This window comes from Amycolatopsis tolypomycina (assembly GCF_900105945.1).
GTDB classification, from domain to species: Bacteria; Actinomycetota; Actinomycetes; order Mycobacteriales; family Pseudonocardiaceae; genus Amycolatopsis; species Amycolatopsis tolypomycina.
In genome coordinates, this window is sequence record NZ_FNSO01000004.1 from 3,032,180 (window position 1) to 3,056,778 (window position 24,599).

The window sequence follows — 24,599 nt, forward strand, 5'->3', positions numbered from 1 at the left end:
ATCGAACCGAAAACCGCCGTCGCTGACAAGAACGGACAAATCCTTGTCGCCTCCGTGATCGCCTGCCTACCATCGGCGGGGGAGTCTTCGTCGGCTGTCCTTTGTGGACTCGGGAGGCGTCGTGCGCAGGATCGCCTTGCTCGCCGTGGTGTGCGTCGCCGCGGCCGTCGTCGGCTCCGCGCCGGGCGCCGTCGGGGCCGGGCGCTCGTGGTTCACGTCGTGGGCGCAGTCGCAGGACGGCCGCGCCGAAACCGCGGTGACCGGGCAGACGCTGCGGATGATCACCCACCTCGGCCAGGGCGGCGACGCCGTGCGCGTCCGGTTCCAGAACACCTTCGGCACCGGGCCGCTGACCATCGGGCACGCCACCGCCGGGCCGAGCGCGGGCGGCGCCGCCGTCACGGGTGCTCGTGACCTCAGCTTCGGCGGCCGCCGGGCCGTCACGATTCCCGCGGGCGCCGAGATCTGGAGCGACGAGACCAGGCTCGTGACGCGCCCGGACTCCGACCTCGCGGTGAGCATGGCGGTCGAGGGCACCGCCGTGCCCGGCCGCCACGGCGCGGCCCTGCGCGACAACTACCTCACGCCGCCGGGCTCGGGCGACCACACCGGCGATCTCGCGGGCGCCGCCTTCACCGCCACGGTGGGGTCCACCTACGTTGTCAGCGCCGTCGACGTGCACAACACGGCTTTGCGCGGTGTCGTCGTCCCGTTCGGCAGCTCGGTCGTCGACGGCATCGGCAGCCCGCCCGGCGCGAACCGGCGGTGGACCGACGACCTGGCCCGGCGGATCGTCGCCGCGGGCACGCCGCTCGCCGTCGCCAACGCCGGTGTGTCCGGCACGACGAGCGCCCCGGCGTGTCCCGGGCTGCCGCCGCAGGTCGCGGGCCTGGACGCGGCGAGCAGGCTGGACCGGGACGTCCTGGCCCTGCACGGCGTCACGGCCGTCATCTACTACTACGGCACCAACGACCTGGCCTACGGCTGCGGCGCGACGGCGATCCTCGACAGCTACCGCGCGGTGTTCGCGCGGCTGCGGGCGGCCGGGATCCCGGTGTACGTCACGCCGATCACGCCCCGGCCGGGCTACGGCGACCCGGCGAACCTGGCCCGGCACGAGGTCGCGCTGTTCGTCAAGCGCTGGAACACCTGCGGCGGCACGTGTTCCGGTGTGGTGGACTTCGACACGGTGCTGGCCGATCCGCTGCGGCCCAACAGCATCCTCCCGGCCTACGACAACGGCGACGGCATCCACGCCAACGCCGCCGGTCAGCAGGCCCTCGCCGACTTCGTCTCGCTGCCGATGCTCACCCGATCCGGGCCGGAATTCCACACGATGAGGTGACTCGGCGAGTCGGACCGGCGGGACTGTGCGTGCCGGTCACCAGAGTACGTCCGGTGATGAACGACTCGATGGACGACGCCGGGTGCTGCCTGCTGTCGGTGGCCTGGAACGTCGCCCCGCTCGCCGAGGGGCAGCCCGGCTCCCGGCGCGGCGATCTCCGGCGCACGGTGGTGGCCGTGTGCCGGACCGCGGGCCACGGCGCCCGCGACTGGGCCGCCCGGCACGGGACGGGCACCGAAGCGGAGTACCGGCCGTTCCTGCAGCTCGCCGACGTCGGCTACGAAATCGCGACGCTCCTGCTGCTGGTGGAGGACTCGCTGGTGCCCGACCTGGAACGGGAACACCGCCGCTGGGCGGAGATCGAGGAGCTGACCGTCCGGCTGACGGAGCTCGCCGAGTGGACCGCGGCCTTCCTCTTGTCAGGTGCTCCCTTACGTCTGTAAGGTCAGGCCTGACAGGGAGGTCTGGTGCGAGGAGGTCTGGCATGAGTACTGCGGTGATCGCCCGGTGTTCCTTCTGCGCCAAGCCGAACACGGACGTGGAGGTGCTGGTCGGCGGCCCCGGCGTGTTCATCTGCGACGGCTGCGTCCGGCTGTGCGTGACGGTGATCGAAGGCAAGCCGGCGGACGCGCCGATGATCGCCCCGTGGGAGCACGACATCCCCCTCGAACAGGTGCTGCAGAACCTCGCCCCGGTGTCGGCGGCGAGCAGCCAGGTGCAGGAGAACCTGGCTGCCTGGGTGGGCAAGGCCCGCGCGCTGGGCGGCACGTGGTCCCAGATCGGCGAGGCGCTCGGCATGACCCGCCAGTCGGCCTGGGAGCGGTTCGCCTAGCGCTTGGCGCCCACCCCGGCGTAGAGACCGTCCTCTTCGGGATCGACGACCGCGGCCAGCCGGTCCGGCCGCCAGTTGGCCGACGTCGTCAGCCCCGGCTCGACCAGCTCGAACCCCTCGAACAACGCCAGCACTTCGTCGCGGGTGCGCGGGTGGATGTGGTCCTGCGTGCCGCGCATCGTCTCGGCCACGCGCGGATCGCTCAACACGGCGAAGTCGTTGGTCAAGTGGGTCAGCGCGAGGTAACTGCCGGGCACGAGCGCGGCCCGGTAGCCGGCGAACACCCCGCGGACCTCCGGCAGGTAGTGCCCGAGGGTGATCGCGAGCAGCCCGACCGGCCGGCGCAGGTCCAGCAGGCGCGTCACCTCCGCGGACGCCAGGACGCCTTCGACGTCGGTGGCGTCGGCTTCCAGGGCCGCCGCGTTCGGGTTGTCCTTGAGCAGCATGCGGCTGTGCGCCACGGCCACCGGCTCGTAGTCGACGTACACCACCCTGGCGCCCGGATCGACGGCCTGGGCGACCTCGTGCACGTTGCCGACGGTCGGGATCCCGGAACCGAGGTCGAGGAACTGCCGGACGCCCTGCTCGAGCAGGAACCGCACGGCCCGCCGCAGGAACGCCCGGTTCCGGCGGGCCACGCTCGCCACCTGCGGCTGGATCGCCTGCAGCTGCTGCGCCACCGCCCGATCGGGCGCGAGGTTGTGCGCCCCGCCGAGGAGGTAGTCGTAGATGCGCGCGGCGCTGGGCCGGGACAGGTCCGCGCCGGGCGGGATCCAGTCCGCTCCTTCCTGGTCGCTCACCCTCGTCCCCTCGTCTATTGCCGTGACCGCAACCACTTTAGCGGCGCCGGACCGGCGTGCCGCGTTCCGCCTTTTGCCAGCCGCGGGTGAACCGGACGGCGCACCCGCGCTCCGGCGAACCGGTGATGTGCGCGGATGGGACGAAGATCGACGGTGTGCCGCTGGTGCGCTCCGTCGCCGCTGCGCTACTTTCCGCCGACATCGACGAACCACCCCGGAGGTGACGCGGCTTGATCGGGACCACAGGTCCGAACCACTGCCGACCGGACTGCCGTGCGGGGGACGGCGGGTCGTGATCCGTGTCCTGCTGGTCCTGTCCTGCCCGGGCCGCATCGGCCGTCAGCTCGCCGGGGAGGCGGACATCGAGGTGCGGCACCGGACGCCGGAGACCTGGGGTGACGTCGTCACCGCGCTCGACGAGTTCGCACCGTCGGTGGTGGTCCTCGACCGGGACGTGCTCGGCACCGGGGACGTCACAGCCGTCACCGGCGCCGCCCGCCCGCCCGCCGTCGTGCTGCTGGCCGGTGCCTACCACCCCGGTGACGTGGTGCTCGCGGCGAAGGCGGGGGTGCGCGGCTATGTCGTGGACAGCGGCGGCTCCCCGTGGGTGGCGGTGGTCCGCGCGGTCGCGGCCGGCGGCGGCTGGCTGGCCCCGGTCGCGGTCGGCGAGCTGCTCGACGAAGTCCGCACCCGGGAACCGCACCGGCTGCGGGAGCCGCCGCGGATCCCGCTGACCGAGCGGGAACTGAGTGTGGTCCGGCTCGTCGCGCAGGGCTGCTCGAACCTCGAGGTGGCGGCGGAACTCGGGCTGAGCCAGTCGACGGTCAAGACCCACGTGTCCCGGATGCTGGCCCGGCTGGACCTGCGCAGCCGCACCCAGCTGGCCGCCTTCGCCCGCGATCTCGGCATCGTGTGAAATCGTCGAAATTCGTTCTTTCGACCGATGCGGCCGCCGCGGCCGCGGCCATACGATGTGCGCCGGTCGGTGCGGTCCCGCTTTCGCGGCCCCGGCCGTGGCGCCCGGAGTACCGGGGAGGCGCGACGAAGCGGCCGAAGCGGCTGCAGTGTCTTCGGGGTCCGGAAGAATTCGCTGAATAGGGACGGAGGTCGGTGTTGTCCAGGGAAGACGGCTCCGCGTCGGGATTGCCGCTCGCGCGTTACGAGCTCTTCCGTTCTTGTGACCCGAATCATGTGCGCGACGAAGTGAGCCGGGTTTGGGCACCGCACACCCTCCGGGTGCTCGGTGGCGACCCGCGGCTGAACGCGCGAATGCACTACGCGCGGTTGCGCGATTTGTCGGTCAGCGCCCTCACCTACGGCGGAACGGTGTGGTTCACGTCGAGGCCCGCCGAATCGTTCTTCACCGTGTTCGTCCCGCTGGCGGGCGAAGCGGAGGCGCGCTGCGGCGCCGACCGGGTGGCGCTGAGCACCGCGACGGCCGCGGTGCTCTCGCCGGGCGACCCGGTGGCGCTGCGCTGGCCGGGGGACTGCGCGCAACTGGTCGTGCGGCTGGAGCGCACCGGGCTGGAGGCCCGGCTGAGCGACCTGCTCGGCGCGCCGCTGCGCCGGCCGCTGCGGTTCGCGCCGGCGATGGCCGTGGGCTCGGGCAACGGCCTGAGCTGGCTGCGCGGCCTGCGGATGCTGGTCACCGAGCTCGAGCGGCCCGGCTCGCTGCTCGAGCGGCGGGCGGTCGCGGAGATGTTCGAGCGCACGCTGGTCACCGCGCTGTTGCTGGGGCAGCCCAGCAACTACACCAGGATGCTCGACGGCGAGGTGCCCGCGGCGCCGACCCGCGCGGTGAGCATCGCACTGGAGTGGATCGACAACCACCCCAAGTGGCAGCACACGACAGCCAGCCTGGCGCGGGAGGCCGACGTCACCGAGCGGTCCCTGCAGCTGGGCTTCCGCAAGCACCTCAAGATGGGGCCGATGGAGTACCTGCGCGAGATCCGCCTCCGCGGGGTGCGCGACCAGTTGCGGGCGGCCCAGTCGGACGCCGTCACGGTGACCGAGATCGCGGCGGAATGGGGTTTCCTGCACGCGGGGCACTTCGCCGCGCGCTACCAGCAGCGGTTCGGGGAACGGCCGTCGCAAACGCTGCGCCGCTGAATTCCGGCCGGAAAACGGGCCGGGCACCTTCGGGTGCCCGGCCTTTTTCGTGCCCTTCCCAGGCTGGGGAGAATCGTTCGGTTTTCGGATGTCGGCGATGCCAGCGGCCGCGGAATCATGGACTCCGGGCGGGAAATTCGCCCCGGCAGGAAAAAGAGAGTACGCGAAGGAGGGAAAGTGCCGCCGATGATCCGCGTGGAGAACCTGGTCAAACGGTTCGGGCGGACCACAGCGCTCGACCGGGTCGGGTTCGCCGTCGAGGCGGGCACGGTGGTCGGCGTGCTCGGGCCGAACGGCGCCGGGAAGACGACCATGGTCCGGGTACTGGCCACGCTCCTGCGGCCGGACGAGGGCCTGGTCCGGGTCGGGGGCCTCGACGTGACGCGCGAACCGGCGCGGGTTCGCGCGCTGCTCGGCCTCACCGGCCAGTACGCGTCCGTCGACGGGGACCTGACGGGCACGGAGAACCTGGTGCTGTTCGGCCGCCTGCTGGGGCTGTCCCGCTCCGCGGCGCGGGACCGGGCGGCGGACCTGCTCGAGCGCTTCGAGCTCGGACCGGCCGCCGCCCGGCCCGCGTCGACGTACTCCGGCGGCATGCGCCGCCGGCTCGACCTGGCCGCCGGCCTGGTCGGTGCGCCGCGGGTGCTCTGCCTCGACGAACCGACCACCGGCCTGGACCCGCACGTGCGGCGCGAACTGTGGCAGGTGGTCCGGGAGCTGGTGACCGACGGCGTCACGGTGCTGCTCACCACGCAGTACCTGGAGGAGGCCGACCGGCTCGCCGACCGCGTGACGGTGTTCGACGCCGGCCGCGTCGTGGCCGACGGCACCCCCGCCGAGCTCAAGCGGCGCATCGGCGGCCGTACGGTCCAGGTCCGGCCGGCGCTGGCCGCGGACCTGGACGCAACGGCCCGAGTCCTGGGCCGGGTGACCGGCACCACCCCGGCCCGCGACGTCGCCGGCGGCCTGCTCACCGCGCCCGCCCCCGACCCGATGGTGCTGTCGGCGCTGGTCCGCAAGCTGGACCAGGCGGGGTTGGCGGTGGCCGAGCTGGGCCTGCGGCTGCCCAGCCTGGACGAGGTCTTCCTGGCGCTGACCGGAAAACCGGCGGAGGTCCCCGCGGCGCGCGCCGGGAGCGCGGGATGAGCGGCCGGGTGCGGGATGCGGGTGGGTTCCCGGCGCCGGGGGCGGAGTTTCCGATGAGCGGCCGGGTGTCGCCCACCAAACCGGTGCGGCGCGCGCACGAGCCGCCGCCGGAGAGGAGTTCCCGATGAACAGCCGGGTCGCACCCACCCAGGCCCTCCGCCACGGGCTGATCCTCGCCGGCCGGGGCGTGCGCAAGATCCGCCGCAACCCCGAGCACCTGGTCGACGTGACCGTGCAGCCGCTGCTGTTCCTCGTCATGTTCGGCTACCTCTTCGGCGGCGCGATCGCCGGCAGCCCGGACGCCTACCTGCGGGACCTCGTCCCCGGGCTGATGGTGCCGAGCGTGCTGATGGCCACCCTCTCGGCCGGGGTCGGGCTGAACGCCGACGCGGGCAGCGGCGTGTTCGACCGGTTCCGCAGCATGCCCATCGCCCGCTCGGCGCCGCTGACCGGCGTGGTCCTGGCCGGCGCGGTCCGCTACCTGGTCGCCATCGCCGTGCTGCTCGCGGCGGGTGCCGTCCTCGGCTACCGCGTCGGGACCGGGCCGCTCGGGGTCCTGGCCGCGACGGCGATCCTGGTGGCCGCCGGGCTGTGCTTCTGCTGGGTCACCGTGTTCCTCGGCATGGTGCTGCGCGACCGGGACGCGGTGCAGGGCACGGCCGTCGCGCTGTTCATGCCGATGGTGTTCGCGAGCACCGTCTTCGTGCCCGCCGCGACCATGCCGGGCTGGCTGCGGGCCTGGTCCGGCGTCAACCCGGTGAGCCTGCTCGCGGACGTCGTGCGCGGCCTGCTGGGCGGCGGCCCGGTCGCGGGCCCGCTCACCGGCGCGCTGGCCTGGTCCGCCGGAGTGCTGCTCGTGTTCTTCCCCCTGGCGATCCGCGCCTACCACCGGCGCGTCGGATGACGGAGAGGTGAAACCGGCCATGGGCTCAGCCGAGCCGACCGTGGAAGTGACCTTGAAGGGAGCACCCGACGGAATGCCCGAAACCGTGCTCGTCCGCCGCGCCGAGCTGGCCGCGGACCGGCTGAAGATCCCGTACCTGGCGGGATACGAGCACTTCGTCCCCTTGGAAGACCTCAGCGGAGTACCGGAAGACGGCGCCGTCTTCGTCTGGTGCGACCGGACGAAATTCGCGGAATAGAAGGGCGCCCATGAACACCGCCATCCTCGGAACCGGCTCCTACCTGCCGGAGACCGTCCTCACCAGCGCCGAGCTCGGCCGCCGCCTCGGCCTCGGCGAACAGTGGATCTTCGACAAGACCCGGATCGCCGAGCGCCGGGTCGCGGCGCCGGACGAAGCGACGTCCGACCTGGCCACCCGGGCCGCCGAACACGCCCTGCGCGCGGCGAACCTCGCCGCCACGGACATCGACCTGCTGATCGTCGCCACCTCGACGCCCGACCAGCCGATCCCGGCCACCGCCTGCGCGGTCCAGGCCAACCTCGGCGCGATGCGCGCGGCGGCCTTCGACGTCGACTCGGTGTGCAGCGGGTTCGTCTACGCCCTGGTCACCGCGCACGCGCTGCTCGAGGCGGATCCCTTGCCCCGCAATGCCCTCGTCATCGGCGCGGACACCTACTCGCGCATCCTGAACTACGAGGACCGCCGCACCTGCGTGCTCTTCGGCGACGGGGCGGGCGCGGTCGTGCTCGGCAAGCGCGGCGGCGGCCGCGGGCTGCTGTCGAGCGCGCTGGGCTCGGACGGGACGACGGCCGACTACGTCACCGTGCCCGGTGGCGGCAGCCGCCGCCCGGCGAGCGCGGCCACCATCGCCGCGGGCGAGCACTACTTCGCCATGCGCGGCAGGCAGGTCCGCGACCTCGCCTCCCGGGTGCTGCCCGAGCTCGTCGTCGACGTCGCGAAGGCGGCGGAGCTCGAGGTGTCGGAGATCGACCTCATCGTGCCGCACCAGGCGAACGGCCGGATGCTGGAGGAACTCGCCGGCACCCTCGACCTGCGCCCGGAGCAGATGCACCTGACCGTCGGGCGCTACGGCAACACCGGCGCGGCCTCGGTCCCGATCACCCTCGACGACGCCGTCCGCTCCGGGCGGCTGTTCGACGACGACGTCGTCCTGCTCGTGGCCTTCGGCGGCGGGATGAGCTGGGGCGGGGCCACACTGCGGTGGACGCGGCCGCGCAAGCCCGCGGAGGCCCGGTGAACCGGCCCCCGGTGCGGGTGCCGCGCTCGCGCCCGCCGCGTCACGACGTCGAGTTCCGCGGCGACGTCCGGATCCCGTCCAGCGAGCCGGGGCTCACCCTCGGTGCCGACCTCTACCTGCCGAAGACGGCCCACCGCGTGCCGGTGCTGGTGACCCTCCACACCGGACGCAAGGACGGCCTCGGCGGCATCGCGGCGAGCCGCTACCTGCGGTACTTCGCCGAACGCGGCTACGCGGTGCTCTACGTGGACTGCTTCGGCATCGGGACGTCCGAGGGGACGCCGCGGCCGCTGCTGAGCCCGGGGGAGGTCGCCGACGGCGTGTCGGTGGTCGAGTGGGCCGCCGCGCAGCCGTGGTGCACCGGCCGGGCCGGGATGTGGGGCCTGTCCCACGGCGGGATGACGACGCTCGCCGTCGCGGCCGAGCGCCCGCCCGCGCTGAAGGCGATCTTCCCGGTGATGGGCTGGACCGACGTCGAACGCGACCTGGTGCACCCGGCCGGGTTGCGCGGCGGGATCGGGATGTTCGGGCACCTGAGCTTGTACCACATCTTCTGCGCGCTGCTGCCCCCGCTGCGCGACGGCGACCGCGAGAACTACGAGCGCGTGTGGAAGGAACGGCTGGAGAAGTTCGAGCCGTGGTTCGCCGACGCGTGGGAGCACCCGCCCGGGCACGAGGTGTGGGCGCAGCGGCGGATCGACGCGCGGCGGATCACCGTGCCGTCGTTGTGCGTCGCGGGCTGGCGTGACTTGTTCTGCGAGGGGATGATTGCCGCCTACCAGCAGATCCGGGCACCCAAACAGCTGATCGCCGGCCCGTGGCTGCACACGTTCCCCGACGTGGCCGCGGTCGCGCCGTTTCCGTCGGCCGTGCTCGCCTGCGCGTGGTGGGACCGCTGGCTGCACGGCCGGGCGCCGCGGGCGGGCACTCGCGAGCGGACCGCGACGTTCTTCGTCCAGGGTGCGGGTTCCCGGTGGGTCCGGGCCGCGCAGTGGCCGCCGGAGAAGAAGGCCGACCACGTCTTCGTCGCCTCCCGCTCGGGGCACCTCTACCGGTCCGCGCCGGGCGGCCGTCCGTCGGCGGCCGCCACGGTCACCGGCCGGGGCGACCCGACCGTCGGCGCGCTGAGCGGCCTCACCAAGCACCCGACGGACCGCTTCGGCTACCCGCTGGACCAGCACGACGACGACGCCCGGACACTCGCGTTCACCAGCGCGCCGCTGCCGGAGCCGCTGCTGATCGCCGGCCGTCCTTCCGTGCGGCTGCTGCTCGGTCCCGGCACCACCGCGACCCGGTGCGTGCTCAAGGTGACCGACGTCGACGAACAGGACCGCTCGCTGCTGATCGCCTCGGGCACGGTGGACCTGGCCCGCCGCGAAGACGTTGTCCTGGTGCAGCTCGACCCGACGTGCTACCAGGTCGCCACCGGCCATCGGGTGCGGCTGGTCGTGGCCGAGGCCGACATCCCGCGGCTGTGGCCGGCCGGGGAGCCCGGGGTGCTGGGCGTCCGCGTGATCCGCGGGCCCGGCGACTACGTCGGCCTCGCCGCCGAAGAGTACGAAGGCCACCACGCCACGACGGTGAGCTTGCCCGCCGCCGACCCCGGCGCGCTCACCGACGTCGTGGTCCCGCCGCCGGCCCGGCGCGGCCCGGCGGGTCCGGTCGACGACCGCTGGGAGATCGCCCGCGACCACCTCCGTGCGGCGGTCCGGCTGACCGTGGAGAAGCGCGACCGGATTCGGGTGCCCGGCGACGACCGGGACTTCCTCGCGATGACCACGCAGGTGGCCCTCGGCGTGCCCGAACACCACCCGGCGGGCGCGCGCATGACGGCGACGGGGGAGAAGACCGCCGAAACCGCCGGCGGCGACCGGGTCGTCGTCCGCGCCGGCATCGACATGGGGTCGGCGGACGCCGCCGTCACGGCCGAGGTGCTCGTCAACGGCACGCAGTTCTTCACGCGGGAGTGGAAATGGACCTGACCGGGCTCGAACGTCCGCTGAACTACCTGGAGCTGGCCCACCTCGACCGGGTGGTGATCATGGCCGCGGAGTACGAAGGCGAGCTGGACGCCGCCGTGCTGGCCCGCGCGTTCCGGCACCTGTGCCTGGCGCACCCGGTGCTGCGGGGGCGGATCCGCGGGACCTCGCCCGAAGCCGTGCTGGCGGTGTCCCCCGAGCACGAACCGGAGCTGATCGTCCTGCCGGACGGCCCGGACGCGCTCGCGCGGATCACCGGGCTGCCGTGGGACGCCACGGCCGGGGTCGCCGACCTCGTGCTCGTCCAGGGGGACGGGCACAGGTACGTCGCCCTGCGCACGGACCACTCGATCACCGACGCGAACGCGTGGCTCGGCACCTTCCGCGAGCTGCTGCGGGTGTTCACGGCGTTGGCGTCGGGGGACGAACCGGTCAGCGAGCCGGGCACGGCCCTGCCCGCGCCGCCTGCCGCGCTCTTCCACGAGCGGCTCGGGCTGATCCCGTACGACCGGCGGCTGTTCCACTCCGCGGTCCCGCCCGAGCCGTCGGGTCCGGCGGCGGGCCTGTTCAGCGGCTACCTCCGGCTTTCGGCCGAGGAGACGCAGTGGCTCAAGCGGGCGGCCCGCCGGTACGAGACGACGGTGCACGGCCTGGTGGCCGGCGCGATCCTGCTCGCCCAGCGCGTGCTGGCGGGCGGCCGGGAGGCCGTGCCGATGTACTGCGTGTCGCCGGTGGACTTCCGCCGCCGCGTCGACCCGCCGGTGGGCGAGCTGGAGACGACCAACTTCATGATGTCGTACGTGGCCGAGACGGGCGTGTCGCCGCGGCTGAGCCCGGTCCTCGTCGGCCGCGAGGTGAAGGCCCGGATGGACGAGGTCCTCGCCGGCGGAGAAGGCGTCCGGGAGGCGGCGCCGATGGCGGACACGTTGGGCCGCAACCTGTCCTACGCGCTGATCAGCAACCTCGGCGTGGTGGCGGAGTTCCCGGCGCCGCCCGGGCTGGAGTTCACCGAGCTGCACATCCTCGACACCGTCGGCGACACGTTCTTCCCCGGCTACTACGTCTCGACCTACCGCGACCGGCTGACGGTGCTGCACATCTTCACCGACCGCTTCTTCACCCGCGGCGACGTCGACCGGATCGTCCGCGAGCTCCACGAACAGCTGCTGATCATCGGCGCTTCGGCCTGAGCACGGGCCTCGCCAAGCGCCCCAATGTGGCGTTCGGTGCGTCAGATGCACCCAATGTGGCGTTCGGTGCGTTGGACGCACCCAATGCCACATTGGGGCGCTGGCGCCGCGTCGTACCAGGAAAGGAGATCCGTGAAGGTACTGCTGCTGACCCACGGCAGCCGCGGCGACGTCCAGCCGTTCGCCGCGCTCGCCGCCGCGTTGACCGGCGCCGGCCACGAGGTGGTGCTGGCCGCGCCCGCGTCGTCGGCCGCGGTCGCCGAGCCGTTCTGCGCGCGGGTGTTCCCGCTCGACGACGGGACGAACAAGCTCGTCGCCGACCGGGCGGCGTGGGAGGCGGTCGAACGCAACTTCCGCGGCCTGCGCGGGAAACGCCTCGGGCTGCGGCTGCTGCGCCGCAACCGCGCGGCGATGACGCGGGTGTTCGGCGACCTCGCGGCGCTGGCCAGGGAGCCGCTCGACGCCGATCTCGTCGTGCACCAGGTCAACGTCCCCGGCCACGCGATCGCCGAGGTGCTCGGCGTCCCGGCGGTCCCGGTGTGCCTGCAGCCGTTCTGGGTGCCGACGCCGTCGTTCCCCGACCCGCTGTTCCCGTACCGGCTGCCGGCCGCGCTCAACCGGGCGTCGTACGCGTCGACCAGGACGTTCGTCCGCGCCCTGACCGGAAATCCGGGACGGTTCCGCCGAGCGGGGCTCGGCCTGCCCCGCCGCCGCCACGCCCACGACCCGCTCCGGCGGCCCGACGGCACCCCGGCGCCGGTGCTGCAGGCGTTCAGCAGGCACGTGCTGCCGCCGCGCGCGTGGTACCCGGAACCGGTGCACACGCCCGGGTTCTTCTTCCTGCCCCCGGCCCCGTGGACACCACCGGCGGACCTGGCGGCCTTCCTCGCGGCCGGCGAGCCGCCGGTCTACCTGGGCTTCGGCAGCATGGTCGGCAGCGAACCGGCCCGGACGGGCCACCTCGTAGCGGCGGCCCTCCGCGAAACGGGTGTCCGCGCGATCGTCGCGGTGGGCCGTGGTGGCATCCGCCCGGAAGGCTTGGGCGGCAACGTGTTCTGCTTGCCGGAGGCCCCGCACGACTGGCTTTTCCCCCGCACGGCAGCGGTGGTCCACCACGGCGGAGCGGGCACAACGGCGGCGGCCCTCGCCGCGGGCAGGCCCCAGGTGGTCTGCCCGTTCATGTTCGACCAGCCGTTCTTCGGACGGCGGCTGTTCGCGTTGGGCGTGGCCCCGCCGCCGCAGCCGTTGCGGGAGTTGACGGCGGCGGGGCTGGCCCGAGCGATCACGGACGCCGTGACGGGGACGCTCCCGGCCCGGGCGCAGGAGCTGGGTGAGCTGATCCGTGCGGAGGACGGTGTCGGGCACGCGGTCAAGATCCTGGAAGCGATGTCATGAACGACTCTTTCCTGACACCAGACGCCATGAAAGAGTCGTTCATGACGTTCGGCGCGCCGTAGGCACCTGCTCGGCGACCCGGCCACCACGCAGCACCACCACCCGGTGGCAGAAGAACCGCACCACGTCGATGTCGTGCGAAATGAACAGGTAACTCAGCCCCAGCTGCTGCTGCAGGTCCAGCAGCAGGTTCAGGACCTGCGCCTGCACCGACAGGTCGAGCGCGCTGGTCGGCTCGTCGCAGACCACCAGCTCCGGCTCCAGCACCAGCGCGCGGGCGATGGCGATCCGCTGCAGCTGCCCACCGGAGAACGCGCCGGGGTGGCGGGTCGCCGCCGCCGGGGGCAGGCCGACCCGGTCGAGGACCGCGGCCACCCGCTGCTCCGCCGCCCGGCGGGGGAGGCGGGCGACCACCCGCAGCGGCTCGGCGAGGGTGCTGCCGACCGTGCGGGACGGGTTCAGCGAGCCGTGCGGGTCCTGGAACACGATCTGCAGGTGCCTGCTCAGCTCGCGCCGCCGGGTCCCGGCGATGTCCTCGCCGCGGAACAGGATCCGGCCGCCCGAAGGCCGGACCAGGCCGACGATCGCGTGCCCGATCGTCGACTTCCCCGAGCCCGACTCGCCGAGCAGCCCGAGCGTTTCGCCGCGCCGGACGGTGAGGCTCACGCCGTCCACCACCGGGCGGTGCGGCCGGTAGCCGACGCTCAGGTCCTGGAGCTCAAGCAGAGGCACGTTCCCCTCCCGGCAGCAGCTTGGCGTGGTGGAGACACCGGGTGCGGTGCCCGGCGGCGGGTTCGGCCACCGGGATCGGTGCGGCCTCGCAGTCCGCGGTCGCGAGGGTGCACCGCGGGGCGAAGTGACAGCCTCGCGGCCACTGCCCCGGCTCCGGCACCGACCCGGGGATCGCCGTCAGCCGCGTGCCCGGCCGCGCGCGGCGGGGCAGCGCGCCGAGCAGGCCCTCGGTGTAGGGGTGCCGCGGCTGCGTCAGCAGGTCCTCGACCGGGCCGGACTCCACGATGTGCCCCGCGTACATGACGTACGCCCGTCGGCAGAACGACGAAACCACCGACCAGTCGTGCGTGATCAGCAGGATCGCCATCCCGCGCTCGGCCTGCAGCGTGCCGAGCAGGCCCAGCACCTCCGCCTGCACGCCCGCGTCCAGCGCGGTCGTCGGTTCGTCGGCGACGAGCAGGCTCGGTTCCCCCGCCAGGGCCATCGCGATCGCGACGCGCTGGGCCATGCCGCCGGACAGCTCGTGCGGGTAGCGGCGGGCCACGGCGTCCGGCAGGTTGACGTCGCGCAGCAGGTCCAGGGTCCGCGCCCGGACCGACGCGCGGGATCCGCCGTGGCGCAGCCGGACCAGCTCGGCCACCTGGCGGCCGACCGTGCACACCGGGTCGAGCGCCGCCACCGGGTCCTGCGAGATCAGCGCGATCCGCGTGCCGCGCAGGGCGCGCGGCACGGCCGGCGCGAGATCCACGCCGTCGAAGCGGAAGCTCCCGGCGGTGACCGCGCCGCCCGCCGGGAGCAGGTCGAGCAGGGCGCGCCCGGTGATCGACTTGCCGCAGCCGGACTCGCCGACCAGCGCGACGGTTTCGCCGCGGCCGATGTCCAGGCTCAAGTCCTCCACCACGATCCGCCCGGGCAAGGTGATCTCGACGTCCCGCAGCGAAAGCAGCGCCGTCGTCGGCTCGTCCCGCGGGGTCAGCGACGGCGTGACCACTTCGCCGGGCGACGGCGGGTGGTCGGCGGTCGCGTCCCGGACGACGTCGCCGAGCAGGCCGAACGCCAGGATCGCCAGGCCGAGCACGACCCCCGGCGGGACCAGCAGCCACGGCTGCCGGTCGATCACCGCCGCCGCCTGCGCGATCATGTCGCCCCACGTCGGGTCCGGCGGCGGGGCGCCGAACCCGAGGTAGCTGAGCCCGGCGTCGATGAGCAGCGCGCCGCCGGCCAGCAGCGACACCTGCACGACGACCGGGCCGGCGATCCGCGGCAGGACGTGCGCGGCGACGATCCGGTGGTGCGGCAGCCCGCACACCCGCGCGGCGGCGACGTAGAGCTCCTTGCGCACCGCCAAAGTCGCCCCGCGGACCACCCGCGCGAGGCCCGGCGAAACGAGCACGCCGAGCGCGATCATCACGACCGTCTGGTGCTCGCCCACCACGGCCAGCACCACCAGCAGCGTCATCAGGACCGGGATCGCCAGCAGCACGTCGACGACCCAGGTGAACACCCGGTCGAACCAGCCGCCGAGGTAGCCGGCGACGACGCCGCTGGTGACGCCCACCGCGATCACGGTGGCGACGACGATCGCGGCGTGCAGCAGGCTGATCTGCCCGCCGTACAGCAGCCTCGTCAGCACGTCCCGGCCGAGCGCGTCGGTGCCGAGCGGGTGCGCGGGACCCGGCCCGGCGAGCACGTGGTCCAGGTCGGTCGCGACCGGGCTGTGGGGCGCGAGGACCGGCGCGAGCACCGACCCGGCGACCAGCAGCACGAGGTACCCGAGGGGTGCCCACGCGAGCGGGCGGCGGAAGGCGGCGAGCCACCGTCGCCCGGGGTGGACGCGCCGGGCGACGAACTCCTCGATGCCGGCCGTCACCGGACCCGCGCCTTCGGGTTGAGCCAGCCGTAGGCGAGGTCGACCACGAGGTTGACCACGACGACGATCACCGTGAACACCACCACCACGCCTTGGATCATCCGGATGTCGTGCAGGGACGTGGCCTGGACGGCGAGCCCGCCCAGGCCGGGCATGGCGAACACCGACTCGACGAACACCGTGCCGCTCAGCAGCCCGATGAACGTCAGCCCCACCAGCGTCACCACCGGGATCGCCGCGTTGCGTAGTGCGTGGCGCAGCACCACCGACGTCTCGGGGACGCCGTGGGCCCGCAGGGCCGTCACGTAGTCGCGGGAGAGCGCCGCCAGCATCGCGTCGCGGGTCTGCTTGGCGAACACCGCGATCCCGGGCAGCGCCAGCGTCGCGACCGGCAGCACGAGGCTGCGCGCCCACCCCGCGGGCGACGCGCCCAGTGCCACGTACCCGGTGGCGGGCAGCAGCTGCACGGTGACCGCGAAGAGCGTCACCATCGTGAGCGCGAACCAGAAGCTCGGCAGCGCGTAGCCGATCAGGGAAAGGACGTCGACGACCCGGCCGATCCGGCCGCCGTGGACGGCGCTGACCACGCCGAGCGCGACGCCGACGAACGCGGTCACCGCCGTGGCGCAGCCGATCAGCGACAGCGTCACCGGCAGCCGGCCGGTGATCTCGTCCGCCACCGAGAGCCCGCTGATCGGCGACGCGCCGAGGTCGCCCCGCAGCGCGTCCCGCAGCCACCGCCCGTACTGCGCCAGCAGGGGCTGGTCGAGGCCGAGCTGGTGCCGCAGCTGTTCGTGGGCCTGGACGCTGAAGTTCTGCCCGAGGATGGCGCGGGCGAGGTCGCCGGGGGCGGCGGACTGCAGCAGGAAGGCCGCCAGCGAAACGACGAACACGAGCGCCACCGACACGACGAGGCGGTGCGCGATCAGCCGGAGCACGGCGAACCGTCCTTCCGGGTGGTGACGAGCTGCGTGTACCACCGGTAGGACGCCTTGGGCGTGCGGGCGAGCGTCGCGTAGTCGACGTGCACCAGGCCGAAGCGCGGGCGGTAGCCGTGGTCCCATTCGAGGTTGTCCAGCAGCGACCAGACGTGGTAGCCGCGGATGTCCGAGCCCGCGTCGAGGGCGGCGCGGACCTGGCTCAGGCAGGTGCGCAGGTAGGAGACGCGCCGCAGGTCCTGCACCGAGCCCGTGGCGTCGAGCTCGTCGACGCCGGGGTAGCCGTTCTCGGTGATCTCGATCGGGGGCAGCTCCGGGTAGGTCTCCCGCAGCCAGGCCAGCAGCGCGCCGAAGTCCTCCGGCACCACCGGCCAGCCGAGCACGTTCGTGTCCGCGCCGGGCACCGGCACCCGGGTGTAGCCGAACACCCCCGTCGCCGACGCGGCGATCCGGGCCGGCGCGTACCAGTTGACGCCGACGAAATCCAACGGCGCCGCGATGAGCAGGCGGTCGGCGTCGCCGGCCTCGATCACCGGCGTGCCGTCGAGGTGCGGGTAGTCCCCGCGCAGCAGGGGATCCAGGAACAACCGGTCTTCGTACGCCTCCGCCCGCGCCGCCGCGGCGACGTCGTCCGGCCGGTCGCTCGCCGGGGTCATCCCGGCCAGGTTGAGGCTGATCCCGACGTCCGCGCCGGGCACGTGGGCCCGCAGCCGGGGGACGGCGAGGCCGTGCCCGAGCAGCTGGTGGTGGGCGACGCGCAGCCCGTGCTCCCGCGACGACGGCCCCGGCGGGCCGCTCATTTCCGCGTGCATCACCGAAAGCGGCTCGTTGAGCGTGAGCCAGCGCCGGACGCGGTCGCCGAGGCGGACCGCGAGCCCTTCGGCGTAGTCGGCGAACCGGGCCGCGGTGTCGCGCACGGCCCACCCGCCGGCGTCCTCGACCGGCTGCGGGTGGTCCCAGTGGTAGATCGTGAGCAGCGGCTCGATGTTCCGCGTCAGCAGGCCGTCGACCAGCCGGTCGTAGAAGGCCAGCCCGCGGCCGTTCCAGCGGCCGCGCCCGGTGGGCTGGACCCGCGGCCAGGACACCGAGAACCGGTAGCTGCCGATGCCGAGCCCGGCCATCAGGTCGAGGTCCTCGGTCAGCCGGTGGTAGTGGTCGCAGGCGACGTCCCCGGTGGCGCCGCCGGCCAGCCCGCCCGGGCGGTGGGCGCGGGTGTCCCAGGTGGACGGTCCCTTGCCGTCGGCGTTCCAGGCGCCTTCGATCTGGAACGCGGCGGTGGCGACGCCCCACCGGAACGCGAGCGGGAACAGCGGGTCAGGGTCGGTCATGCCCGGGCCGCCGGGTGCCAGGAGGCGACGCTCGGGAACGGCTGCCCGGGCACCGGGTCCACGCCCACCGTGTCGCGGTAGAACAGCAGGCCCGGGCTCAGGCACACCGGCAGGAACCAGCCCAGCTCGACAACGCGCCGGATGATCTGCCGGTCGAGGGCGGGGCGGGCGGCGTCGTCGGCCGCCGCGGCGCGCCGGTCGAGGCTTTCCAGCTCGGGATCGCTGCTGCGGAAGGGGTTCATCCCGATCGCGTCCTTCAGCCAGAGCCCGCGGCCCATGAAGTAGGCGGGCAGCACGCCCCAGCCCATGCTGGAGGCCGGGAACCGGGTGAGCTCGGTGTTGGCGGACGCGGGGTCCTTGGCCGTGATCCGCAGCGTGACGCCGACCTGCTGCAGGTCCGACGCGATCGCCTGGGCCAGGTCGCCGGGGAAGGCGGGGGTCGACGGGATCACCACCGGCAGGGCGAACCCGCCGGCGTGCCCGGCCGCGGCCAGCAGCTGCCGGGCCTTACCGGGATCGTGGCCGTAGAAGGGCTGTTCGAGGAAGCCGTCTTCGCCGGGCGCCGAGGGCTGGTCGACCGGGATGCCGTACTCGCCGAGCAGGGCGGTGGTGATCTTGGCCCGGTCGACCGCGAAGTTCAGTGCCTGGCGCACCCGCACGTCGGCCAGCGGCGGGCACAGGGTGCCGGCCCGGTCGTTGAGCTGCAGGCCCATCACGATCGCCGGACTGGACGCGATGGCGAACCCGGCGGCTCTCGCGCCGCCCGCGATGGCGTAGCTGCCGGCCACGACGTCGACCTGGCCGGTCTTGAGCGCGGCGAGCGCGGTGTTCTCGTTGGGGAGCACCTTGACGGTGATCTTGTCGTAGAACCGGCCCGCCGGGTTCCAGTACTTCGGGTTGGGGCCGTAGGTGTAGTGGTCGTTCGCGACGGTCTCACCGGGCAGCAGGACGTACGGCCCCGCACCCGCGGTGCCGGTCGCCAGCCCGGCCGGTGACGCGGCACCGGCCGGGCTGATCACGTCGCCGGCCAGGAAGTCCTGGGTGAACAGCGACGGCAGCAGCGGGTGGGGCTGGTGCAGCGCCAGCCGCAGCACCAGCGGTCCCGGCACGGTCATCGTCGCGATCGGGGCGAGGAAGGCGGCGGCCTGCCCCGCGGACCGGCGGAAGTGCTCGATGCTCGCCTTGAGCCCCTCGGCGGTCAGCGGGGTGCCGTCGCTGAAGGTCACGCCGTCGCGCAAGGTGATCTCGAAGGCGGTGTTGCCGGTGCCCAGGTAGCGCCACGCCGTGGCGAGCCGCGGCTGGTAGCTGCCGTCGGCCGCCCGGTAGATCAGCGGGTCGTAGGCGGGTTGCAGGAAGAACTGCGACTCCCCGCCCGCTTTCGCCGGGTCGAGGCTGGTCGGGGGCCAGTACTGGCCGATGCGCAGGGTGCGGTCCGCGGCGGGGGAACCCGGCGGCCCGCCGCACGCGGCGGCGGCCAGCCCGGCGGCGAGCAGCAGGCCGCCGACGGTGAAGTCGCGGCGGGAAAGGACGGCAGGGGAGGACATGGGGGACCTTTCGCTGGGGCTGGGGGCGGGTCAGCCGCGCCAGTGGCGGTCGAGCAGGAAAACGCCGTCCTGGACGACTTTTCCGTGGGCGTCGAGGGTGTTCGCGGTCGCGGTGACCGTGACGTCGACGGTGACGTGGGCGCCGGTCGCGGTGTCGACGGTGCCGGTGATGTGGCCGGTGACGGTGGACGCGGCGGGGTCGAGCCGGTGCGCGGTGGCGGTGAGTTCCTGGTCCACCGCCAGGGTGTGCCGCCCGCCGGGCACGTCCTCCGGGCGGATCCGGTGACGGCCGGCCAGGCGCAGGGAAACCGTGTCGCGCAACAGGTCTTCGGTGATCTCCCAGGACGCGGCCTGCTCGCCGTCCAGTTGCTGTTCCAGGCCCGCGAGCGCGGGCTCGGCCGGCTCCGGCAGCGCGCACGCGCGGCCGCAGGCGGCGTCGGCGACCGGCAGGGTGAGCGTCCGTGCCACCGGCCAGCCCTCGGGCGGCTCCTGCGGCCAGACCCGCGGGAAGTCGCCGGGCGCGACGACGACGCGGAGCCGGTGTCCTGCGGCGACTTCGTAGGCCGTCGGCGTGAGCGGCACGGTGAGCTCGTCCTCGGTCCCGCAGGCGAGGCCGGCGCAGATCAGCACCGACCGCCCGGCCGGGTCGACGTCGGTGAGCTTCACCGACACGCGCGGCCACGGCCGGGTCAGCGTCACCGACGGCCGTCCGCCGATCAGCCAGGGCCGGGGCAGCGGCGGCGAGGTGTAGCCGAGGCTGCGGCTGTCGTCGCCGTGCTGGTCCAGCGGCAGCCCGAACTGCCCGGCGGGGGTCGCCCACAGCCCGGACTGCAGGCCGGTGGCCGGATCCGGGGCGGGGGGCGCGGACCGCTGCCAGCCGGCGAGGTCCTCGGTCCGGACGGTGCCTGCCGGCGGCCAGGAATCGAAGGCGAGCCAGCGGGGCCGGTCGCCCTGGACGTGGATGCGAACGTCGGGGGCGTCGTTGTCGGCGTCGACGCCGAGCAGCCAGCGGTCCCACCAGGACTTGGCGATCTCGAGGAAGTCGATCGGCGTGACCGGGCACTCCTGCGGCATGACGTGCATCCACGGCCCGGCGAGCAACGCCTTGGTGCCCCGCAGTTCTTCGTACGCGCGGACGGCACCGTCCACGAACAGGTCCCGCCAGCCCGCGACGCACAGCGCGGGCACTTCGACGGCCGGGACGTCGATCCGCCGCCGCGGCCACACCGGGGAACCGGGGCCGTTGCGGAACAGGTCGAGCACGTACGGCGCGAACGTCAGGCGCCGGTGCCAGCGGGCCTGCTCGTTCGGGTCGGCGAAGTCGTCCACCGGCGGCAGCAGCTGGTTGAACAGCGTGCTCACCGACCACGAAGCGAGCGGGGAGAACGCGCCCCGCGCCCCGCCGGGGTGGACGAATTCGCGGCCGGGGTCGGTCGGGCCTTCGAGCGCGATGATCGCCTTGAGGGCTTCGGGCCGCCGGGCGGCGGTGCGCAGGGTCGTGATGGCTCCGTAGGACCCGCCCCACATGCCGACCGCGCCGCTGCACCAGGACTGGCCGGCGCCCCAGCGGATGGCGTCGAGCGCGTCGTCGGCCTCGCCGGGGTCGAACGGCGGCCGCGGAACGCCGTCGGAGGAGCCGGTGCCGAGCAGGTCGACGAGCAGCGACGCGTAACCGCGCTCGGCGAACCAGCGCTCGGTGGGCGAACCGTTCAGCGCCGCGATGTCCCGCCGGTACGGCAGGACGGTGACCAGCAACGGGAACGGCCCCGGTCCGTCGGGGCGGAACAGGTTGGCCGAAAGCGTGACTCCCGGCTCGGGGGTCGGGATCCGGACGTCGCGCCGCAGCACGACTTCGTGGCGCCGGTCAGTGTCCGTGCGTGCAGGCATCGCCGCCTCCGCTGTCGCCGGTGGGTACTAGATCGAATACTTCAGTACCGGATTCCGTACGTTAGACACAGACGCCGCGACGACGCAAGCCCTCGCGAAGACGAGAAGTGCTACTGAACGCCCTGGTTGGTCAGCGCGGCGAGCACCAGCGCCCCGAGTTCGGTGTACGCGTCGGCCATCGACAGCCCCGACCGGTCGAGCAGCTCGCCGTGCTGGATACCGTCGATGAGCAAGCTGACCGCGGCGCCGACGAAGTCCGCGTTGACCGCGCGGAACGCGCCGGAGGCGACACCGTCCTGAATGGACTCGCGGACGCGGTGCGCGGCGGCGAGCGAATGGCGGGCGTAAAGCTCGGCGGTCGCCTCGAAGGTGAGCAGGTCCGCGTAGCACTCCGGCGACATCCGCCGCAGCTCCGAGCCGAGGCCGGCGAGGTATTCGGCGATGCGCTGCGGGGGATCGGTGATCGGCCCGACCTTCTCCTCGACCCGGGCGGCCGCCTCCTGGAAGAAGTGCCGGACGGCGACCACGACGAGCTGTTCCTTGCTGCCGGCCACCGCGTACAGCGTCGACTTCGAGCACTGCAGCCTGCTGGCCAGGTCGTCGACGGTGAGCCGCGCGAAGCCTTCGTCCAGGAAAAGCCGTTCCAGGCGCAGGATCAGCTCCTCGCGCTTGGCGTCGGACATGCGCCGGCTTCGTGCCGTACGCGCTCCCGGTGGCGTCATCCAAGGTGGCTTCGCGGTCATGGTTCCGTAGCCTCGCACACGCCCGGGGTCGAGGCGGCGCGCGGTACTACCGTACCGCATCTGGTACCCTCATGGGAGAAGACCGAAGCGGCGAGCGGTGACCACGGCTTCCATCCGGCTGCGGGCGACGAGCTTGCGCATCGCGCTGCGCAGGTAGCTCTTCACGGTTTCGGTGGTGATCCCGAGATCCTCCGCGATCTGGTGGTTGGTCCAGCCGAGCGCGGCGCAGGCGAGCACGTCGAGCTCCCGCGCCGACAGCGCCGGGCCGGTGCCGGTCCGCCCCGGCCGCCCGGCAACGGCGGCGAGCGTCTCGCACACCGTGCCGACGCGGCCGCGCAGCACGGGGTCGGTGACGTCTTGGGCGAGGATCCGCAGCTCGGCGTAGGCGGCGCGAACCAGTTCCCAGTGCGGCCGGTGGCAGTCGGTGGCGTCGTAGCGGTCGAGCCAGGCCAGCCGCCGGGTCACCTCGTCGCGCACGGCCAGGCTCTGCTCGAGCTCCCGCGCGGCCTCCACGACGGACTGGACCACCCGGTCGCCCAGCGGCATCGAGCTCCGCAGGGCCCCGTAGAGCACGCCGCGCACGGTCCGCGTCACCACGACCGGCACGGCCACCATCGCGTGCAGCCCTTCGGCGACGATGATGTGGTCGTAGTGGTGGCTGATCCCGGGCGAGCGCACGTAGTCGTCGACGACGACCGGCCGCCGCTGCGCCACCGCCTTCCCGCCGAGCCCGCGCCCGTACTCGAGGCGGACACCGCGGAGCGCGCCGGTGTTCGGGCCCGCGATCTGGCTCAGCTTCACCTGCCGCCCGCCGCCGACCTCGCCGCCGAAGGTGATCGGCAGGCCGGTCGCGTCGCGCATCCGGGCGAGTGCGCGGTAGATCTCCGGGCGGTCGTCGGCCGTGGCGTTCGGGTTCACGCCTGCCTCCTCGCACAACGTCGCGAACGCCGGCCCGCTCCCCTCAGGCGGGGGTAGCCGGTACTCCGGCGCGATGGGACATTTTTGCCACGGTACGGCACTTTGGCGGTATCGCGTAGGTCCGGGAGGTCGCCATGACGAGCATCCACCGCCATGTCGAGGGGGCCGACCGTCCCCGGGCCCGCACCGTCGTCGAGCCTTGGCACGACGGGACTTCCGGCGCACGGCAGGACCGGCCGGCCTCGCCCCGGATGGCCGCCGAGCGGTTCACTGCGCATCGCCGCACCGGACCGTCCGAAGAGGAACCGGCGCTCCTGGTGGACCGGTTAACGCCGGAGCTGCCGCAGCGGCGTTCCCGGTAGCCGTGCCCTGACGGCGGCCCGGGCACCTGACTTCCCTCTGCCCGCGCGCGGCTCCCGTCGCGCAGGCTCCCTCCCTCCCGGCCGCGTCCGGGAGCCCGTCTCCCGCGCCGGTCCACGCCCGGCACGGGGCAGGAGAGCGGTCGGCTCTCCTGCGCACACCTGGCGTCCCCGAGCCGGTCGCACCGGCGCGTCCGCGCACGCCCGGGGACGCCAGGACCTCGCACCCCACACCCCTGGAGGCAACGATGCCCAGGCCCGTCGAAGACCGGCAGACCCAGAACCGCCCGCCGTCCCGGGTGTCCCGGCGGAAGTTCGTCCTCGGCGCGGCCGCGGGGCTGTCCGCGCTCGCCGTCGCCGCACCCCGGACCGCGAGCGCGGCGGACACCGGGGCGCGCGTGCTCGCCGAACGGCGGTTGAGCCCCACCATGCTCGACCTGACCGTCGAGTCGCCGGCATTGGCGGCCACGGCGATGGTGCGGCTGCTGCACCCGGCGGACTGGACGCCGGGCGCCACCCGGACGTGGCCCGTCCTGTACCTGCTCCACGGCGCGGGCGACGACTATACGTCGTGGACGCGCTCGACCGACGTCGCCACCTTCACCCGCGGCGCCGACATGCTGGTGGTGATGCCCACGGGCGGCCGGGACGGGTTCTATTCGGACTGGTTCAACCGGGGCGCGGGCGGCCCGCCGCGCTGGGAGACGTTCCATCTGACCGAACTGCGCCAGATCCTCGAGCGCGGCTACGGCGCGGGCCCGGTCCGGTCGATCGCGGGCCTGTCGATGGGCGGCCTCGGCGCGCTGGCGTACGCGGGACGACACCCGGGCATGTTCGCCGCGGCGGCGTCCTACAGCGGCGTGGTGCACACGACCTACCAGGGCGCCCGCGGCCCGAGCCTGATCCAGGGCGTCCTCGTCAAGGACGGCTACGACCCGACGGCGTTGTGGGGCGACCCGAACCTCAACGCGGGGGTGTGGGCGGCGCACAACCCGTACGACCTGGCCCGCGAGCTGACCGGAATCCCGCTGTACCTGGCGTGCGGCAACGGCACGCCCGGCGTCCTCGACCCGCCGGGCACGCCGCCGGACCTGTTCATCGAGCCGTTGTGCGCGGAGATGAACACGGCACTGGCCCGCAGGCTGCGCGAGGCAGGCGCCACGGTGACGACGGACTTCTACGGCCCGGGCACGCACAACTGGCCGTGGTGGCAGCGTTCCCTGCACCTGTCGTTCCCCCTGCTGACCGAACCCCTCCGGCTCGGCGGCTGATTCCCCCTTACCCCCGGCTGAGGGGATTCCCGCGTTCCGGGGGGCGACTG

At 73.6% G+C, this 24,599-nt stretch carries 23 protein-coding genes; 14 read left to right on the forward strand and 9 right to left on the reverse strand.

The window, feature by feature from the left end:
• Window positions 1–121: 121 nt before the first annotated feature.
• The 3 genes from BLW76_RS23940 to BLW76_RS23950 are packed head-to-tail and all read left to right on the forward strand — an operon-like array spanning window position 122 to window position 2,177.
• A complete protein-coding gene (locus tag BLW76_RS23940) occupies window positions 122–1,345 on the forward strand; it encodes a GDSL-type esterase/lipase family protein (RefSeq protein ID WP_167384703.1) in 1,224 nt (407 codons plus the stop codon).
• A gap of 56 nt (window positions 1,346–1,401) precedes the next feature.
• Window positions 1,402–1,788: a hypothetical protein gene (locus BLW76_RS23945; RefSeq protein WP_167384704.1), complete on the forward strand. Its 387-nt coding sequence runs from the start codon at window positions 1,402–1,404 to the stop codon at window positions 1,786–1,788.
• Between the two features lie 41 nt (window positions 1,789–1,829).
• Entirely contained in the window at window positions 1,830–2,177 is a 348-nt protein-coding gene (locus BLW76_RS23950) for a ClpX C4-type zinc finger protein (protein WP_091311152.1), read from the forward strand.
• On the opposite strand, the gene BLW76_RS23955 is transcribed toward BLW76_RS23950, so the two are convergent.
• Window positions 2,174–2,977, reverse strand: a complete 804-nt coding sequence (locus BLW76_RS23955; RefSeq protein WP_091311154.1) for an SAM-dependent methyltransferase — start codon at window positions 2,975–2,977, stop codon at window positions 2,174–2,176. The genes BLW76_RS23950 and BLW76_RS23955 overlap by 4 nt on opposite strands.
• A 292-nt stretch (window positions 2,978–3,269) precedes the next feature.
• Here BLW76_RS23955 and BLW76_RS48685 point away from each other — a divergent pair, with 292 nt between their 5' ends.
• From BLW76_RS48685 to BLW76_RS23995, 9 genes are all read left to right on the forward strand, one after another.
• Window positions 3,270–3,893, forward strand: coding sequence for a helix-turn-helix transcriptional regulator (locus BLW76_RS48685; RefSeq protein WP_167384705.1), 624 nt, complete (start codon window positions 3,270–3,272; stop codon window positions 3,891–3,893).
• Window positions 3,894–4,168: 275 nt separating this feature from the next.
• The gene (locus BLW76_RS23965; RefSeq protein ID WP_167384706.1) at window positions 4,169–5,086 is read left to right on the forward strand and encodes an AraC family transcriptional regulator; all 918 of its coding nucleotides are present in this window, start codon (window positions 4,169–4,171) and stop codon (window positions 5,084–5,086) included.
• Window positions 5,087–5,272: 186 nt separating this feature from the next.
• On the forward strand, window positions 5,273–6,232 hold the full coding sequence (locus BLW76_RS23970; protein WP_208613557.1) for an ATP-binding cassette domain-containing protein: 960 nt from the start codon (window positions 5,273–5,275) through the stop codon (window positions 6,230–6,232).
• A gap of 124 nt (window positions 6,233–6,356) precedes the next feature.
• Window positions 6,357–7,136 (forward strand): ABC transporter permease, encoded by a 780-nt coding sequence (locus BLW76_RS23975; RefSeq protein ID WP_091311160.1) that lies wholly within the window; start codon window positions 6,357–6,359, stop codon window positions 7,134–7,136.
• 19 nt (window positions 7,137–7,155) lie between these two features.
• The gene (locus BLW76_RS48690; RefSeq protein WP_279627694.1) at window positions 7,156–7,374 is read left to right on the forward strand and encodes a DUF5988 family protein; all 219 of its coding nucleotides are present in this window, start codon (window positions 7,156–7,158) and stop codon (window positions 7,372–7,374) included.
• Window positions 7,375–7,384: 10 nt separating this feature from the next.
• Window positions 7,385–8,395: a 3-oxoacyl-ACP synthase III family protein gene (locus tag BLW76_RS23980; protein ID WP_091311163.1), complete on the forward strand. Its 1,011-nt coding sequence runs from the start codon at window positions 7,385–7,387 to the stop codon at window positions 8,393–8,395.
• A complete protein-coding gene (locus BLW76_RS23985; protein WP_167384708.1) occupies window positions 8,392–10,377 on the forward strand; it encodes a CocE/NonD family hydrolase in 1,986 nt (661 codons plus the stop codon). The genes BLW76_RS23980 and BLW76_RS23985 overlap by 4 nt, the downstream gene beginning before the upstream one ends.
• Window positions 10,368–11,564: a phthiocerol/phthiodiolone dimycocerosyl transferase family protein gene (locus BLW76_RS23990; protein ID WP_091311165.1), complete on the forward strand. Its 1,197-nt coding sequence runs from the start codon at window positions 10,368–10,370 to the stop codon at window positions 11,562–11,564. Before BLW76_RS23985 ends, BLW76_RS23990 begins: the two co-directional genes overlap by 10 nt.
• Before the next feature lie 132 nt (window positions 11,565–11,696).
• Entirely contained in the window at window positions 11,697–12,959 is a 1,263-nt protein-coding gene (locus BLW76_RS23995) for a glycosyltransferase (protein ID WP_208613365.1), read from the forward strand.
• A gap of 39 nt (window positions 12,960–12,998) precedes the next feature.
• Here the strand turns inward: BLW76_RS23995 and BLW76_RS24000 are convergent, their stop codons facing one another.
• The 8 genes from BLW76_RS24000 to BLW76_RS24035 form a co-directional block, all read right to left on the reverse strand.
• Window positions 12,999–13,691 carry an ABC transporter ATP-binding protein gene (locus BLW76_RS24000; protein ID WP_208613366.1) on the reverse strand — a complete coding sequence of 231 codons (693 nt, stop codon included), beginning with the start codon at window positions 13,689–13,691 and terminating at the stop codon, window positions 12,999–13,001.
• The gene (locus tag BLW76_RS24005; RefSeq protein ID WP_208613367.1) at window positions 13,678–15,561 is read right to left on the reverse strand and encodes a dipeptide/oligopeptide/nickel ABC transporter permease/ATP-binding protein; all 1,884 of its coding nucleotides are present in this window, start codon (window positions 15,559–15,561) and stop codon (window positions 13,678–13,680) included. Before BLW76_RS24005 ends, BLW76_RS24000 begins: the two co-directional genes overlap by 14 nt.
• Complete coding sequence (locus tag BLW76_RS24010; protein ID WP_091311170.1) at window positions 15,558–16,499, reverse strand: ABC transporter permease; 942 nt, start codon at window positions 16,497–16,499, stop codon at window positions 15,558–15,560. The genes BLW76_RS24005 and BLW76_RS24010 overlap by 4 nt, the downstream gene beginning before the upstream one ends.
• Window positions 16,487–17,827: a GH1 family beta-glucosidase gene (locus BLW76_RS24015; protein WP_091311172.1), complete on the reverse strand. Its 1,341-nt coding sequence runs from the start codon at window positions 17,825–17,827 to the stop codon at window positions 16,487–16,489. The genes BLW76_RS24010 and BLW76_RS24015 overlap by 13 nt, the downstream gene beginning before the upstream one ends.
• Window positions 17,824–19,371 carry an ABC transporter substrate-binding protein gene (locus BLW76_RS24020; protein WP_091311175.1) on the reverse strand — a complete coding sequence of 516 codons (1,548 nt, stop codon included), beginning with the start codon at window positions 19,369–19,371 and terminating at the stop codon, window positions 17,824–17,826. The genes BLW76_RS24015 and BLW76_RS24020 overlap by 4 nt, the downstream gene beginning before the upstream one ends.
• A gap of 30 nt (window positions 19,372–19,401) precedes the next feature.
• Window positions 19,402–21,258 (reverse strand): CocE/NonD family hydrolase, encoded by a 1,857-nt coding sequence (locus BLW76_RS24025; protein WP_091311177.1) that lies wholly within the window; start codon window positions 21,256–21,258, stop codon window positions 19,402–19,404.
• Between the two features lie 110 nt (window positions 21,259–21,368).
• A complete protein-coding gene (locus tag BLW76_RS24030) occupies window positions 21,369–21,941 on the reverse strand; it encodes a TetR/AcrR family transcriptional regulator (protein ID WP_167384709.1) in 573 nt (190 codons plus the stop codon).
• A 129-nt stretch (window positions 21,942–22,070) separates the two neighbouring features.
• Window positions 22,071–22,919, reverse strand: coding sequence for a helix-turn-helix domain-containing protein (locus tag BLW76_RS24035; protein WP_208613368.1), 849 nt, complete (start codon window positions 22,917–22,919; stop codon window positions 22,071–22,073).
• 134 nt (window positions 22,920–23,053) lie between these two features.
• Between BLW76_RS24035 and BLW76_RS24040 the strand changes: the two genes are divergently transcribed.
• Both BLW76_RS24040 and BLW76_RS24045 read left to right on the forward strand, forming a co-directional pair.
• The gene (locus BLW76_RS24040) at window positions 23,054–23,281 is read left to right on the forward strand and encodes a hypothetical protein (RefSeq protein WP_091311182.1); all 228 of its coding nucleotides are present in this window, start codon (window positions 23,054–23,056) and stop codon (window positions 23,279–23,281) included.
• A 245-nt stretch (window positions 23,282–23,526) separates the two neighbouring features.
• Window positions 23,527–24,549 (forward strand): alpha/beta hydrolase, encoded by a 1,023-nt coding sequence (locus BLW76_RS24045; protein ID WP_091311185.1) that lies wholly within the window; start codon window positions 23,527–23,529, stop codon window positions 24,547–24,549.
• Window positions 24,550–24,599: the final 50 nt, after the last annotated feature.

What these genes read in the sequence shown, in the direction of transcription:
- BLW76_RS23945 (WP_167384704.1), top strand. Translation starts at nt 1,402, where the DNA reads ATGAACGACTCGATGGACGACGCCGGGTGCTGCCTGCTGTCGGTGGCC.
- BLW76_RS23950 (WP_091311152.1), top strand. Translation starts at nt 1,830, where the DNA reads ATGAGTACTGCGGTGATCGCCCGGTGTTCCTTCTGCGCCAAGCCGAAC.
- BLW76_RS23970 (WP_208613557.1), top strand. Translation starts at nt 5,273, where the DNA reads ATGATCCGCGTGGAGAACCTGGTCAAACGGTTCGGGCGGACCACAGCG.
- BLW76_RS23975 (WP_091311160.1), top strand. Translation starts at nt 6,357, where the DNA reads ATGAACAGCCGGGTCGCACCCACCCAGGCCCTCCGCCACGGGCTGATC.
- BLW76_RS48690 (WP_279627694.1), top strand. Translation starts at nt 7,156, where the DNA reads ATGGGCTCAGCCGAGCCGACCGTGGAAGTGACCTTGAAGGGAGCACCC.
- BLW76_RS23980 (WP_091311163.1), top strand. Translation starts at nt 7,385, where the DNA reads ATGAACACCGCCATCCTCGGAACCGGCTCCTACCTGCCGGAGACCGTC.
- BLW76_RS23990 (WP_091311165.1), top strand. Translation starts at nt 10,368, where the DNA reads ATGGACCTGACCGGGCTCGAACGTCCGCTGAACTACCTGGAGCTGGCC.
- BLW76_RS24015 (WP_091311172.1), bottom strand. Translation starts at nt 17,827, where the DNA reads ATGACCGACCCTGACCCGCTGTTCCCGCTCGCGTTCCGGTGGGGCGTC.
- BLW76_RS24020 (WP_091311175.1), bottom strand. Translation starts at nt 19,371, where the DNA reads ATGTCCTCCCCTGCCGTCCTTTCCCGCCGCGACTTCACCGTCGGCGGC.
- BLW76_RS24025 (WP_091311177.1), bottom strand. Translation starts at nt 21,258, where the DNA reads ATGCCTGCACGCACGGACACTGACCGGCGCCACGAAGTCGTGCTGCGG.
- BLW76_RS24030 (WP_167384709.1), bottom strand. Translation starts at nt 21,941, where the DNA reads ATGTCCGACGCCAAGCGCGAGGAGCTGATCCTGCGCCTGGAACGGCTT.
- BLW76_RS24040 (WP_091311182.1), top strand. Translation starts at nt 23,054, where the DNA reads ATGACGAGCATCCACCGCCATGTCGAGGGGGCCGACCGTCCCCGGGCC.
- BLW76_RS24045 (WP_091311185.1), top strand. Translation starts at nt 23,527, where the DNA reads ATGCCCAGGCCCGTCGAAGACCGGCAGACCCAGAACCGCCCGCCGTCC.